This window comes from Paenibacillus taichungensis (genome assembly GCF_003287275.1).
GTDB lineage: Bacteria > Bacillota > Bacilli > Paenibacillales > Paenibacillaceae > Paenibacillus > Paenibacillus taichungensis_A.
The window spans coordinates 262,710-277,137 of record NZ_QEVW01000009.1; the positions used below are offsets into that span (position 1 = coordinate 262,710).

Annotated in this window: 11 protein-coding genes; 9 read left to right on the forward strand and 2 right to left on the reverse strand. The window is 47.1% G+C overall.

Annotated elements, in window-relative coordinates; genetic code table 11:
* The first annotated feature begins 45 nt into the window (after nucleotides 1-45).
* The 6 genes from DC345_RS16010 to DC345_RS16035 all read left to right on the forward strand — a co-directional run bounded on the left by DC345_RS16010 (nucleotide 46) and on the right by DC345_RS16035 (nucleotide 5,560).
* Nucleotides 46-1,947, forward strand: a complete 1,902-nt coding sequence (locus DC345_RS16010) for a helicase-associated domain-containing protein (RefSeq protein ID WP_113053925.1) — start codon at nucleotides 46-48, stop codon at nucleotides 1,945-1,947.
* A 141-nt stretch (nucleotides 1,948-2,088) separates the two neighbouring features.
* Entirely contained in the window at nucleotides 2,089-2,526 is a 438-nt protein-coding gene (locus tag DC345_RS16015; protein WP_113053926.1) for a YlbF/YmcA family competence regulator, read from the forward strand.
* An 83-nt stretch (nucleotides 2,527-2,609) separates the two neighbouring features.
* Nucleotides 2,610-2,873, forward strand: a complete 264-nt coding sequence (locus DC345_RS16020) for a YlbG family protein (RefSeq protein WP_063565591.1) — start codon at nucleotides 2,610-2,612, stop codon at nucleotides 2,871-2,873.
* A 215-nt stretch (nucleotides 2,874-3,088) separates the two neighbouring features.
* On the forward strand, nucleotides 3,089-3,526 hold the full coding sequence (locus DC345_RS16025) for a hypothetical protein (RefSeq protein ID WP_063565592.1): 438 nt from the start codon (nucleotides 3,089-3,091) through the stop codon (nucleotides 3,524-3,526).
* Nucleotides 3,527-3,657: 131 nt separating this feature from the next.
* On the forward strand, nucleotides 3,658-4,584 hold the full coding sequence (locus DC345_RS16030; RefSeq protein ID WP_113053927.1) for a selenium metabolism-associated LysR family transcriptional regulator: 927 nt from the start codon (nucleotides 3,658-3,660) through the stop codon (nucleotides 4,582-4,584).
* Nucleotides 4,585-4,699: 115 nt separating this feature from the next.
* Nucleotides 4,700-5,560 carry a PHP domain-containing protein gene (locus DC345_RS16035; protein ID WP_113053928.1) on the forward strand — a complete coding sequence of 287 codons (861 nt, stop codon included), beginning with the start codon at nucleotides 4,700-4,702 and terminating at the stop codon, nucleotides 5,558-5,560.
* A 156-nt stretch (nucleotides 5,561-5,716) separates the two neighbouring features.
* Here DC345_RS16035 and DC345_RS16040 read toward each other — a convergent pair whose 3' ends face one another.
* Both DC345_RS16040 and DC345_RS16045 read right to left on the reverse strand, forming a co-directional pair.
* A complete protein-coding gene (locus tag DC345_RS16040) occupies nucleotides 5,717-6,163 on the reverse strand; it encodes a GNAT family N-acetyltransferase (protein WP_113053929.1) in 447 nt (148 codons plus the stop codon).
* A gap of 211 nt (nucleotides 6,164-6,374) precedes the next feature.
* The gene (locus tag DC345_RS16045; protein ID WP_113053930.1) at nucleotides 6,375-8,141 is read right to left on the reverse strand and encodes an Rqc2 family fibronectin-binding protein; all 1,767 of its coding nucleotides are present in this window, start codon (nucleotides 8,139-8,141) and stop codon (nucleotides 6,375-6,377) included.
* Nucleotides 8,142-8,455: 314 nt separating this feature from the next.
* Between DC345_RS16045 and DC345_RS16050 the strand changes: the two genes are divergently transcribed.
* The 3 genes from DC345_RS16050 to DC345_RS16060 all read left to right on the forward strand — a co-directional run bounded on the left by DC345_RS16050 (nucleotide 8,456) and on the right by DC345_RS16060 (nucleotide 14,416).
* Entirely contained in the window at nucleotides 8,456-11,332 is a 2,877-nt protein-coding gene (locus DC345_RS16050; protein ID WP_113053931.1) for a cation-translocating P-type ATPase, read from the forward strand.
* Between the two features lie 184 nt (nucleotides 11,333-11,516).
* Nucleotides 11,517-12,350, forward strand: a complete 834-nt coding sequence (gene dapF / locus DC345_RS16055) for a diaminopimelate epimerase (RefSeq protein WP_113053932.1) — start codon at nucleotides 11,517-11,519, stop codon at nucleotides 12,348-12,350.
* Between the two features lie 176 nt (nucleotides 12,351-12,526).
* Entirely contained in the window at nucleotides 12,527-14,416 is a 1,890-nt protein-coding gene (locus DC345_RS16060) for a bifunctional homocysteine S-methyltransferase/methylenetetrahydrofolate reductase (protein WP_113053933.1), read from the forward strand.
* Nucleotides 14,417-14,428: the final 12 nt, after the last annotated feature.

Below are 14,428 nucleotides of genomic sequence, written 5' to 3' on the forward strand. Positions count from 1 at the left end.
TGGTGTACACCTCTAATTAAAATAATGGGAAAGGCATGATAAGCAATGCATACACAAGGTAAGCTGGATGTGAATTCATTAAAAGAGCTTTCATGTGTTGAAAGAGCGGTACTAGGTGTGATTTTCTGCAAATATGCCGGACAACCTTTTTCCAACATGCTGACATCAGCAGAGTGGGCTGTGAAAGGTCTTAGCAGAGCTGAAGCAGTAACAGCGTTTATAGCGCTTCGGCACAAAGGGTGGATCAAAGCTGTGCGCAAGTCTTGGGGCGAACGCCTGTATTACATACCAGAATCATTACTTTCTTTGTTAACTATCGCCTATGCGGCACGGGTCGGGCAATTCGTTCAGAAGAAAGTGAACATTTTACAGGATGACATGATACAAGCTAAGTTCATATCCGAAAATGAAGTCCAGAACATGAAAATTGTTCGAGAGGGAAAGCCGGATATTGCTTCGGAGCTTCTGCATGTATTGGCTTGGATGGTAAGAGAAGGTCAAGCTCAAGGAGGACTTCCATTAACAAGTAAGGGAACGATCCACAAGAAAATGGTGCAGCGATTAAGTCGAATGACGGTTCTGGGCCCAGAAGACTTTGCCGAACTGGGTATTCGCTACGATCATGCGGATGTGTATCCAGTCCATTTGGCCCTTGTTATTGATTTGCTGCTTAGTCTGGGTTTGATTGAAAAGGCGCATAGTCGGATTTATGTGTCAGCTGACCGTCTTTACCACTGGTTATCGTTGCCGTGGTCTTCAATGCACCGAGAAATTTATAGCGTATGCATGGACCGATATGGTGTAGCCGAGCCCAAACTTCAACATTTTCGTTATCAATTGCTGATGTTTGCTTCACGGGAAAATGAATGGCTGAATATTACAGCAGGAATTATAGACTACGACAGCCTGGAAGAAACAATGGAAAGTAGAGAGAGTAGAGGACCATCCTTCATAGCACATATTAGGGGATGGCTCGATCTTCTGGCAGGTTTGGGATATGGGGAGGTGGGTGAGTCAGCAGCGGGAGAGCTTTTTTATCGCTGGCAGATTGATCCTAAAATCTTATTGAACTTGACGGATGATGAGGCGGAACATGTGGGGAATAATACTATTTTTGTACAACCTGACTTTGAAATTATGGTTCCGCCAGATGTAACTCCCCAGGCCCGCTGGATTCTGGAAATTGGTGCAGAACTGATGAGTCGTGATCGAATGTCCATATATCGGATGACAAAGGAACGAATCGTCGCAGCATCAGAGATCGATCTTACAGCGGATGTAATGATAAACTTCCTTAGACGCTATGCTGGCTCGGGAGTGCCTGAGCATGTGGAGTTAGCAATCCAGCAGTGGGGACAGGAGGCAGAGAGACTTCAGATGGATGCTGGACAGAACGTTGATCAAGATGAAGCAACGGATAAAGTCAAGAAAAAGGATACATGGATATATGAATCGAGAAGTGAATTACTTGAGAAGTTGAACCGCACAGATTCGGAAGTAATTGCAGATGAATCCATTGTCGGAGCAGATGAGTTCGAAGATGGACTTAAGGTACCGAAGGAACTCTTTTATATTCGTGGAAAAGTAGGGCTCATTCAAGGCGATTCCAAACTTCACACGTATGAACAGGATTATTCCATCACGGAACAATCGGGTCTGTTTCCCGGATACGGAGAGATCCCGGAGATGTGGCATAACGAGTGGCGAGGGTATCATGTGTCTACGGCTCGTCAGATTGCTGCAAAAGCCATTGAATGGCAGACAAAACTGGGTCTGAAGCTGGACAACCATATCTTTTATGTTATCCCGGATCAGATTCAGGGTCATGAAGATTGGACACTAACGGGCTGGTACATATCTGAGGGTGGAACAGATCCCGCAGAACGTCGTACTTTTTCGCCTAACGAATGGAACCAGATTCGCCTTATTATTCCGAACCATGCATAAACTTGATTGACTATACCAAAGCAGATCACCTGTTCCCTTTATTTCTATTTGCAGGAAAAACTCTTCTTAACTTTTCGGGGATATGATATGATGAAGTAGTCTACGTTAAGTAGAACTTTATATATAGATAGGATGAATTTCATGAGCGTAGCGGAAATGAACACGGTCGATATGGCCCAAGTGTTAACGGGCGCGTATGAACTGGGCGACATGATTAACCAATCAGCCGAAGTATCGGATTATTTATATTGGAAGCAGCAAGTGGAGACAAGTCCTGAAATTCAGGCGGGAATACGCAAGCTGGACGCCAAAAAGGAATTATTTGAAGAAACTCAGCGTTTTGGGCATTTTCACCCGGATTATCACGCGGCCAAAGATCAGGTTCAGGCTTTGGAGCTGGAACTGGAAAGTTTCGAGGCGGTAGCCCGCTTCAAACAGGCGGAGAAGGCGTTGGACGATATGTTGTTCCAGATGTCGGAGACGATTGCATTCGCCGTGTCAACGACTATTAAGGTACCGAGCAATGATCCAAATCCGAAGGGTGGCTGCGGTAGCGGGGGCAAGTGTGGTTGTAGCTAAGATTTCGATAAGAAAATAAATTCATGACAGACCGGACCTTACTGAGGATCCGGTCTCCACTATAGAAAGGCGGGGAAAAAATGATGTTCGCGGAAAGGACAGGATTCATTATATGGGTCAGCGATTTAAAAGCGGCTCGTAATCTCGAAAAGTATGGTACCGTTCATTACATCTCCCGCCGTATGCATTATGTCGTCATGTATGTTAATGCAGAGCGGGCTGAAGATACGATGAAAAATGTGAACAGACTTTCCTATGTGCGCAAGGTTGAACGTTCCTACCGGAATGAGATCAAAACAGAGTATGCTAGCAAAACGATGGACAAAACGAGTTTTTACGGGATATAACAACATGGTTTGGGAATGTGCATTGGATTTTTGCCGCTGTACATTTCGAAACGATTAACCAGAGGGGTCCTTCGGGGCCGCTCTTTTATTGAATTATGCATAAACTGGATTTTGTGAAAAAATCTGAAGTTACGCCTTGAGGTTACAGGACTTATGTTGTAATATATTGGGTAAATAAATAGATAGAAAGTCCTATCTGGTGGAGAGTGATTCCCATGCGTGATAAGGTGATGCAACGTTGGAGCACGTACGAGCCTTTTTTCGTGGCTCTTGGAGACAAAAAAGTGGCCGACATCGTCATTACCAATCATGCCAAGATGCGGTATGCAGACCGTATTGAGCCGGCACGTAATGATGATGACCATATTGCGGCATGGTTATGGGAGTGTCTGAAGCAGGACCGTATTACACCATACTACCGTAATGAGCAGGATGTTTACCTGATCGATGAAGATCTGGTCGTGGTTGCTGAATTTTCCGAACTTGAAGGGGAATATGATATCGCTGGCAATCCGCTTCATAAGATGATTGTTGTTACATTTCTGGGGAAAATGTCCGAGACAATTGAACTGCGGGATTTAAAATCGTATTATTCTTGGCTAAGACATTCAAGACGAATGACGCTTGTCAAGAACAGTCGCAAGCATAAGTAAGTTTGGAATAATCCATATTTTCGAATTGATAGATTCAGGTTACATCGCATGCAGACAAGCTGCATGCTTTTTTTGTTGGAATTCAGGAAATCGGCTACAATGGGGAAAGCGTACAGAAGAGGGGCGAAGATATGAATTTTCATCAATTGCATATTTTTTATACCGTAGCAGAGAAGGGTAGTTTTTCAGCGGCTGCGCAAGCATTACATATGACACAACCTGCGGTGACGATGCAGATTCAATCGCTTGAGGATTATTTTGGGACCAAGCTGCTTCACCGTTCAACCAAGAAAATAGAATTATCCGAGGCGGGTCGGACATTACTGCCTCATGCCAAACGCAGTGTAGAGTTGGTCAGACAGACAGATGAGGCGATGTCTGCGTTCACACAGATGCTGCAAGGCAGATTGCAGCTGGGTGCAAGTTTGACGATTGGTGAGTATGTGCTGCCACGAATGCTGGGTCCTTTTGCTCGTCAATACCCGGATATCTCGATCGTTATGAAAGTGATGAATACTACGCAAATTATGGATGATATCTTGAAACATCAGCTTAATTTTGGACTGATTGAAGCGCCAGTTCACCACCCGGATATGATTGTGGAGCCGGTCATGCAGGATGAATTGAAGCTGGTTGTTCCGGCAGGACATGCACTGGCAGATCGTGGTGAAGTAGAGCTGGAAGATGTGCTGAACTATGCATTTGTACTGCGGGAGAAAGGTTCGGGTACCCGTCAGGTGATGGAAGATCAGCTGCAGAAGAGAAATATCGATCCGCAGGACATGAATGTGGTGATGGAACTTGGCAGTACAGGTGCTGTGAAATCCGCCGTGGAAGCGGGTGTGGGGATCACCATGTTATCCCCGTCGTCGGTTCAGCATGAACTGGCTCTTGGACTGGTTCATATCGTGGATATTCGTGGGCTTGAGTTCAAACGACAATTCTACGCCATACATCTGAAATCGTCGTTGCTTCCCTTGTCAGCTGTAGCATTCCTGAATTATTTGCGTCAGCATGAGCAGACAACATCAGAAGGACGAGCGGAACAGGGACAATAAAACAGGGACAATAAATACAGAGCCGGAATAATGCATGATTGATCCAAAGAATGGTGAATGCAATACCTTGCAATGGTCAGACCTATAATGAGCCGATTAAAGGGAGTTGTTATTTATGAATCATCATCAAGGACGTTGTGATCTTCATACGCATAGCCAAGCGTCGGACGGAATGCAGCCCCCTGCAGAGAATGTAAAGCTGGCCAAACAAAGAGGTTTGTCTGCGGTGGCGCTGACGGATCATGATACCGTAGCGGGGGTAGCCGAGGCACAGCAGGCTGGCGGTGAGTATGGGATTGACGTTGTGGCAGGGGTAGAGATCAGTACCCGAGCAGGTGGCAAGGATATTCATGTGCTGGGGTATTATGTGAATACAGAAGATGAGAAATTTCTGGAGCGACTGCGCGGGCTTCGGGAAGCGAGGGAAGAACGCAATCATCTGATCATCGCCAAGCTGCAGGAGCTTGGACTTGAAATCAGCTGGCAGGAGGTCATTGATGGCCTTGGTCGACCACTGGAGCCGGATGAAAGCATCGGTAGACCTCATATGGCCGATGTGTTGGTACGAAAAGGTTATGCAGCTGATATGAGGGATGCGTTCAATCGTTATCTGGCTGAAGGTCAGCCGGGCTATGTGTCGGTTCCCCGAGTTGCACCGGGAGACGCATGCCAGTGGATTAAAGATGCGGGTGGTGCTGCTGTTATTGCCCATCCTGGTTTATACGGAGACGATGAATTGGTTCGTCGTATTCTGGTGGACTCCCGCCCTGACGGTATTGAAGTGGTTCATTCGGATCATGGGCCAGAAGAAGAGCGCAGATATGCCGAGTTGGCACGGGAATTTGGGCTCATTCAAACAGGTGGTTCGGATTACCATGGTATAAGACAAGGGGTAGTATTCCACGGGGATCTGGGTAGCAAAACCGTAACCATTGATGTGCTCGATAAACTCCGGGCTGCTGCCAGGAAGTCTTGATTCGGAAACTCTCTTCATATGTTGTATGAGACTAGGGCATAAGGGATCGGATGTCATCGTGCTGAAATTGAATATGAAAAAAGAAAGGACATAGGGATGGGGTGAGTGTTAGTCACTAGCCATGTTTCTATGTCCTTTTTGATTGCCTATAGTTGGCTAGGTGATGGAATAATTCACCCATGTGCCCCGAGCAGCTCCAAGGCGTTCAAATAACTGCTGTGCCCGTTCGTTGGTTGCTGCTGTGATCCAGGACATGTAAGCACATCCGTGTTCACGTGTGTACTGCTGACAGTGTTCAAACAGTCTGGCCTCAGCGTCGCCTTCTCTCCAAGCTTCCGTCACAAACAAGTCATTCATAATGGCAACGCGGTTTGCCTTCATCGTGCTGTAGGTAAAATAAAGTGTAGCGAATCCGATGAGTGCACCATCCTGCTCTGCAACGAATTGAACACCTATTTGCTGATCAAGCAGGTTTTTGATCAAAAGCTCGATTGCCTGATCACCAGGCCAGGGGTTGTTATAAAAACCGACGACATACTCACGCATTAATTCATTCAATGGCAGTACATCATTAGGCTGAGTTAGTCTGATATTTAGCGTCATGGGACACATCCTTAGAAGTTTATTTATAGATTTCATAATTCATAATTGGATTATTATACATTAAAATGAATTTATACTCAAAATAAAACAATAAACTGAAATCACCAACCCAAGTCTATCGTGTTATTATTTGAGAAACAAAAAAAATCCCCCGAACAGTCTTTTGTTCCGGGGGATTTTAGGTTTCCTAACAGGATTGAAAGCAAGCATCTTATCCATTTTTGATCGTGGATGGCAAACTTTTAACCAGATCTTCGTTCGGAGTTACAAATAAGGTCTTCTGGTGGTCATAAATGACAAAGCCTGGTTTGGAGCCACTTGGCTTGCGCACATGTCGGATAAAGGTGTAGTCCACCGGCACGCTGCTGGATTCTTTGGCCTGACTGAAGTAAGCCGCGAGTTGGGCAGCCTCCTCCAGGGTTGCTTCGCCAAAATCTGTGCTGCGAATGACGACATGTGAACCAGGGATGTCTTTGGTGTGCAACCAAGTGTCATTGGAAGAAGCCAAACGGTTGGTGACGTACTCATTTTGCAGATTGTTTTTGCCTACAAGAAGTTCAATTCCCTCCGATGAAGTAAACTGATGTACTGTAGGGCGGTCGTTTTTCTTTTTCTTTTTCCCTTTTTTGTTGCGGTCGCGAAGATAACCCTGTTGCACAAGTTCATCGCGAATTTCCTCGATGTCGTTCATGGATGCGATAGATAGTTGCTGGAGCAGATTGTCGAGATAGTCGATCTCGTCTTTTGTTTTTCCAAGTTGCTCATGAATAACAGCCAGACTGTTTTTGTATTTGTTATATCGTTTGAAATAACGTTGAGCGTTGTCAGACGGTGTAAGTAATGGGTCAAGCTGAATGGTAATATTGGCTTGATCTTCATCATAGAAGTTCACAAGCTCAACACTTTTGTCTCCTTTACTAACCTGATGCAGGGAGGCAAACAGCAGCTCACCCCATAATCTGAATTTATCCGCATCGTCGGCTTCCAGCAGATCCTTGTTAAGGTTGTCCAGCTTTTTGATGTTTTTGCTGCGCTCATTTTGCAGAAAACGAAGCAGATCGCTCACTCTTTGTTTGACCGTGTCTCGCTCGGCCTTGTCTCCGTAATAATCCTCCATACACTTGCTCATCGTGTCATAGGTTTTCTCTGCGTCCTGAATGCTCTGGAGCATAACGGCCGAGAAAATCATTTTGCCTTTGGCGTTCAGCCCAGTCACAGGCGCATAACTATTATCTCTTACTGGTCCCATGACGGACTCAAAAGCAGTCCACAATGCTTCGGCTTCGATTCGAGCCTCACCTTCACTTGCAGCGTGATCGTCACCTTTATTAGCAGATACCCGAGAGGCAATCTCGCCTGCAATCAGCGGACTAAGACCGCTGAATGAATTCACCAGCCAGCGAGAGGCCTCTTCTTCAGCAGCAGTATAGCTATTTTGGAATTCAGTGCTGCTCACTTCCAGTGGATTGCTTTTATGCTGCTCGGGTGGTTCGGTATACGAAAATCCAGGCATAATGACCCGGTAACTACTGATGGACGGGGTTACGTGATGAATTCCATCCAGAATCGTTCCTGTTATCGGATCCACCAAAACAATATTACTGTGACGTCCCATCAGTTCAATGATGATCCGTTTGACCGAAACATCACCCAATTCATCGCGCTGACGCACATCGATATGAATAATCCGCTCCATGCCAATCTGACGGATCTCCTCAATGATTGCTCCCTCACAGTGCTTGCGCAGCAGCATGCAAAACATCGGAGCTTCAGTAGGGTTAACAAACGTTTTTTCGGTGAAGTGCACACGCGGATATGTTGGGCTGGCCGAAATAAGCAATTTGCTATTTCCGCGCTGAGCACGGAGAGTCAGTACAACATCATGGCCGTTAGGTTGATGTATTTTGCTGATGCGTCCGCCCTTGCAGCCTTGCAGTTCATGTACGATCGCTCGTGTTACGATGCCGTCCAATGCCATTTTTTTCAACGTCCTCTCTATCTATAACTGAAATGAACACCGGGATATGTAAAAAAGAACCCGTTGCAGATTCGTATTTGTTTGTATAGCAAAAAATCGGATTGCCGCTGCGTATATAACCGCAGACCTTTATTTTAGCTTATTCTGCCCATCAGGGAAAGGATTCGCCATCGGGTGCTATTTGGGGTCCTGTCCGAATACATATAGAGCAGGTAGTTTGTCCGGCATTGAGTACAACCTGTTGATTAGCATAGCCGGTGTAGTAGGTGTGACGTTTTACAGAGGAAATACAGACTGGGAGGGAATTTTGAAGCATGGAACATACCAAGTGGCACCAACTAAGCGTTGAAGAGCTTCGCAACACTCTTGGCGTCAGTCTTGAGGAAGGATTAACCGAAGAGACTGCAGCAGAGAAGAGGAAGGCCGCCGGTTCGAATGAGCTGAGCGAAGGAAAGCGCATATCTCCAATTACATTATTGCTTAATCAATTTAAGGACTTCATGGTTCTGGTGTTGATGGGGGCCACACTGGTGTCCGGATTGCTTGGAGAATATTTGGATGCTGTAACGATTGTTGCCATCATCGTCCTTAATGCCATTCTTGGATTCGTACAAGAATTCCGGGCGGAGCGTTCCCTTCGTGCATTGAAACAATTGTCAGCCCCGCTGGCAAAAGTGTTGAGGTCGGGTCAGGAAGCTCATCTTGCAGCCAAACTTCTGGTGCCAGGGGATATCGTGCTTGTGGAGAGCGGGGATCGTATTCCTGCCGATGTGCGCTGGCTGTCCACAAATAGCCTCGATGTGGAGGAATCTGCGCTCACTGGGGAATCAGTTCCTGTAAGCAAACATTGCCATCCCATAGCAGCGGATGACGTACCGCTAGGAGATCAGAAGAACATTGGATTCATGGGGACGATGGTCACTCGCGGTACAGCCAAGGGTGTTGTGATCAGGACAGGCATGGATACTGAGATGGGCAAAATCGCCGACCTGATCCAGAATACGGAGGAACAGGAAACACCACTGCAACACAGACTGGAACAACTGGGTAAAATATTGATTTTTGTGGCCCTCGGATTAACCGTCATGGTTGTTGTTGCAGGAATTCTGCATGGACAACCGGCAGTAGGCATGTTTCTGGCAGGGGTCAGTCTTGCAGTTGCCGCCATACCAGAGGGGTTACCAGCGATTGTAACGATTGCGCTAGCCCTGGGGGTACAGCGTATGATCAAGCGAAAAGCGATTGTGCGCAAGCTTCCCTCCGTCGAAACCCTTGGTTGTGCCTCGGTCATCTGTTCGGATAAAACGGGTACGTTGACCCAGAACAAGATGACGGTTACGGACGTGTGGCTGGAGGGACGCAGTATCAAGGTCACAGGGGATGGCTATGCACCCGAAGGGCAGATGCTGGAGAATGGTCGTACCTTGGAACTGAAGAGTGACCAGACATTGCGGAGAATGCTTCAGATCAGCGCACTATGTAATAATGCCAGTATTATCGAAAGTGCTGCAGATGAGATGCGGAATAAAAAGAAAGTCAAAGAGACAAATAAGGGTAGCAAGAAAGAAGCAAAGAAAGATACAAAGAAAGATACAAAGAAAGATCATGTTAATGAAACGGTCAAGGAAGACAGTGTGGTTTGGGAGCTGAAAGGCGATCCTACGGAAGGGGCACTTGTAACACTGGCCTCCAAAATGGGGCTTACCCCGGCTGGTCTCAAAGAGTTATATGCACGTGAGCAGGAATTTCCGTTCGATTCTGATCGGAAGCGGATGTCCGTCCTCGTTCATCATCAGGGTGGGCGCATGATCTACACCAAAGGTGCACCGGATGTTCTGATTGGGCAATGCAGCTACATTTTGTGGGAAGGTAATGTTGTGCCTTTCACAGGAACGCTGCGGCAGAAAGTCATGGCAGCGAACGAGAGTATGGCTGGTTCTGCACTGCGGGTTCTCGGTATGGCTTACCGCGATGTAAAGCCGGATGAAAAAGTGGAGAATGAACATGCTGCCGAGAACCAACTCGTCTTTGTCGGGCTTGCAGGCATGATTGATCCACCGCGGCGTGAAGCACGGGATGCAATTGCGACTTGTCGCAGAGCAGGCATACGTACCGTTATGATTACCGGCGATCATGGCACGACAGCAGAGGCTATTGCGCAGCAACTGGGTATTCTTCCACGGGGTGGGGCTTCACTTAGTGGACAACAATTGGCGGGCATGACGGATGAGCAACTGGATAAACAGGTGGAGAGCATTTACGTGTTCTCACGAGTATCGCCTGAGCACAAACTGCGGATTGTAAAATCATTGCAGCGCAAAGGACATGTCGTAGCGATGACTGGAGATGGCGTCAACGACGCACCAGCCATTAAAGCAGCAGACATCGGTATTGCAATGGGAATAACAGGCACGGATGTGACGAAGGAAGCATCGGCGTTAATTCTGAGTGACGATAATTTCTCTACAATAGTAGCTGCAATTGAAGAAGGGCGTAATATTTATGAGAACATCCGCAAGTTTATCCGGTATTTGCTGGCATCGAATGTAGGCGAGATTTTAACGATGTTTTTCGCGATGATGATGGGATTACCTTTGCCACTCGTGCCGATCCAGATTTTGTGGGTCAACCTGGTGACGGATGGTTTGCCAGCAATGGCGCTCGGTGTGGATCAGCCGGAAAAAGATCTGATGGAACACAAGCCGCGCGGCTCTAAGGAAAATATTTTTGCCAGACGACTGGGCTGGAAAATTGTCAGTCGGGGTGTATTGATCGGGCTTTGTACACTTGGGGCCTTCTGGCTTACCTTACAGGCGGCGCCAGATCAACCGGGTCAGCTCATCAAAGCTCAATCTGTTGCCTTTGCTACGCTCGTTTTAGCACAGCTCATTCATGTATTTGACTGCCGTAGTTCCCGCTCCATTTTCCACCGGAATCCATTGCAGAATAAATATCTGGTGTTTGCAGTCATTTCATCCATCGTGCTGATGCTGGCAGTCATGTATGTAGAGCCGTTGCAGCCTATCTTCAAAACCGTGCCCCTGGGTATGCGTGAATGGGCCATTTCCATCGTTGCCGCAGGTATTCCAACCTTCCTCATGGGAGTGGGCAGCGTGTGGGGAGGTCGTCGCAACCGTCGCCGGATGGGCCCTGGGCGCTTCGTACCGAAAAGTACAAAGTTTTCGGCATAAAATCAATAGCAATTGCTTACCGTTTTCGTTATGCTATCCTCAAAATGATTCGAGGCGAGATTCCTCGACATTTTGCAGGATAGCTTTTTTCATTGGGAATGTTGGATATGAATATCCAGGGTATTCTGTAGAGAAGCAAGAATAACGCTTTGGCAGCAGACTGCCAAAAGGAGTGGGCAAGGTTATGGAATTTACAAAAATGCATGGACTCGGCAACGATTTTATTGTTGTGTTTGGAGAACAACAGCTTCCGGCTGATGCAGCTGAATTGGCTGTAAAATGGTGCAACCGTTTCTTCGGCATCGGTGCGGATGGCCTGGTATATATACTGCCTTCAGAGAAGGCGGATTTTCAGATGCGCATCATGAACTCGGACGGTTCGGAAGCAGAGCAATGTGGCAATGCCATACGCTGTGTATCCAAATATGTATATGATCACGGTCATGTGACCCAAGAAAAGATTACGATTGAAACCATCGGTGCGGGTGTACAACCCGTAAGCTTGAACATTCGTAATGGTAAAGTGGAAACTGTTCGAGTGGATATGGGAGAACCTATTCTGAATGGACTTCAGGTTCCGACCACCGTCGATGCCAATCCGGTGGTGAATCATTCCATTGAAGCAAATGGACAGGAGTTTAAATTTACGGCAGTCTCCATGGGTAATCCTCATGCAGTCATCTATGTGGATGATGCTGTGAATTTTGATCTCTCTACATGGGGGCCATTACTTGAGGTTCATCCCATGTTCCCGAAAAAAATCAATGTAGAGTTCGCAACGGTTCGCGATCGCGGATATGTGGACATGCGTGTATGGGAACGCGGTGCAGGACCAACACTGGCCTGTGGAACCGGAGCTTGTGCAACACTGGTATCATCCGTTCTGAACGGGCATACGGATCGTACAGCGGTGATCAGTCTCAAGGGCGGGGATCTTCATATTGAGTGGAGCGAAGCTGACAATCACGTGTACATGACTGGTCCTGCTGAAGTTGTTTTCAAAGGAGTCACTTCGTAAAGAATACGTTTAAATGAGGAGGCCTTTGGGCCTCTTTTTTTGCTGTTATATGAATTCCTACTTGTCAGGATGGTTATTGAGACTGAATTTCACGAAAAACCTGTGTTTTTCTTCGTTTTCAGATGTTTTTTGTGTTACATTAGTATGAAATGATCAGTCAGGCGGGGGGAAAAGGGATGAAGGCGGATTTACGCAGTGTAATGCAGGAACGGGTCCTCATAGGGGATGGGGCAATGGGAACTTTCCTGTATCAGATGGGATTCCCGGTAGGGATTTCTTATGAAGAGTTGAACTTGATATCACCTGAAGTGGTGGCAGATGTGCATCGTCGTTACCGCGATGCGGGTACGGAAATTCACGAAACCAATACGTACTCTGCCAATTATGATAAACTGTCCAAGTTTGGTTTGGAGTCCAAAGTGGAGGATGTCAATCGTGCCGGTGTGCGTATCGCCAAAGAAGTAGCGGGCGCAAACGGGTATGTTCTGGGCGCAGTTGGCTCCATTCGTGGAGGAAAGCGGACGAACGTATCAACAAGTGAATTGAAGCGTTTCTATCAGCAACAGATTTTTGCATTGCTCGATGAAGGAGTGGATGGCATTCTGCTCGAAACCTTCTATGATATCGAGGAGATGGATATCGCCCTTCTGCAGGCGCGCAAGCTGAGTGATCTGCCGGTAATTGGACAGTTCGCTGTTGAGGATGTAGGACACACACTGGATGGATATACGATGCCTGAAGCTTTCCGAATCATGCGTGAGCAAGGGGCTGATGTCATTGGTTTCAACTGCCGTTCCGGTCCAAACGGAATTATGCGGGCGATGGAGACGGTGTCAGGCCGTATCGGTGTCCCAATGTCTGTTTACCCAAATGCGGGTGCCGCGGATTACGTCGATGGTCAGTTCCGTTATGGAGCGTCTCCGGAATACTTCGGACAGACCGCAGTGCAATTCGCTGATCTGGGCGCACGTATCATCGGGGGCTGCTGTGGCACAACACCTGATCATATCGCGGCAATTGCCCAGGCTCTTGTTGAATACACACCTGTTCCAATACTGGAACCTGATCCATCCGAGTCGAAACCGCGTATTATCCTGCATGAGAATGTAGATGAACGATCTGGACGGGGGGGGCAGCCTACGATTGTGGATCTGGTCAAACAACGTCATACGGTTATCGTCGAACTTGACCCACCGCGTGATCTCGACATTGCGAAGTTTATGAAAGGCGCCGAGACATTAAAAGCGGCAGGTGCAGATGCGTTAACATTGGCTGATAATTCCTTAGCGGTTACCCGGATGAGTAATATGGCTCTCGGCCATCTTGTTCAGGATCGTACAGGATTGCGCCCACTGGTGCATATTGCATGTCGTGACCGGAATTTGATCGGGACCCAATCGCACATGATGGGATTTGATGCTCTGGGCATTAATCATGTACTCGCTGTAACAGGTGACCCTGCACGTTTTGGTGACTTGCCCGGATCAAGCTCGGTATACGATCTGACTTCTTTTGAAATTATACGTATGATCAAACAGCTGAACGACGGCGTATCCTTCTCTGGTAAACCGCTCAAGCAGAAGGCGGGATTTGTTATCGGTGCCGCATTTAACCCGAATGTGAAACATCTGGATAAAGCTGTACAGCGGCTTGAGAAAAAGATTGCTTCCGGTGCCGATTATATTATGACGCAGCCTGTGTACGATCCCCAACTCATCGTAGCCATGCATGAAGCGACCAAGCATCTGGATGTACCGATCTTTGTAGGGGTGATGCCGCTAGCGAGCGGCCGAAATGCAGAATACCTGCATAATGAGGTTCCGGGTATTCAGCTGTCAGATGAAGTGCGCTCCCGGATGGCTGGTCTCGAAGGTGAAGAAGGTCGGGCAATGGGAGTGAAAATCGCCAAGGAGCTTCTGGATGTAGCAACAAAACATTTCAAAGGAATCTATTTAATGACTCCATTTATGTTCTATAGTATGACGGCCGAACTGACCCAATATGTGTGGGAGAAGTCGGAGCATCAATGTCCTACTTGTTTCAACCCTAATAATCAATTACAATAGTGTAACGGATGT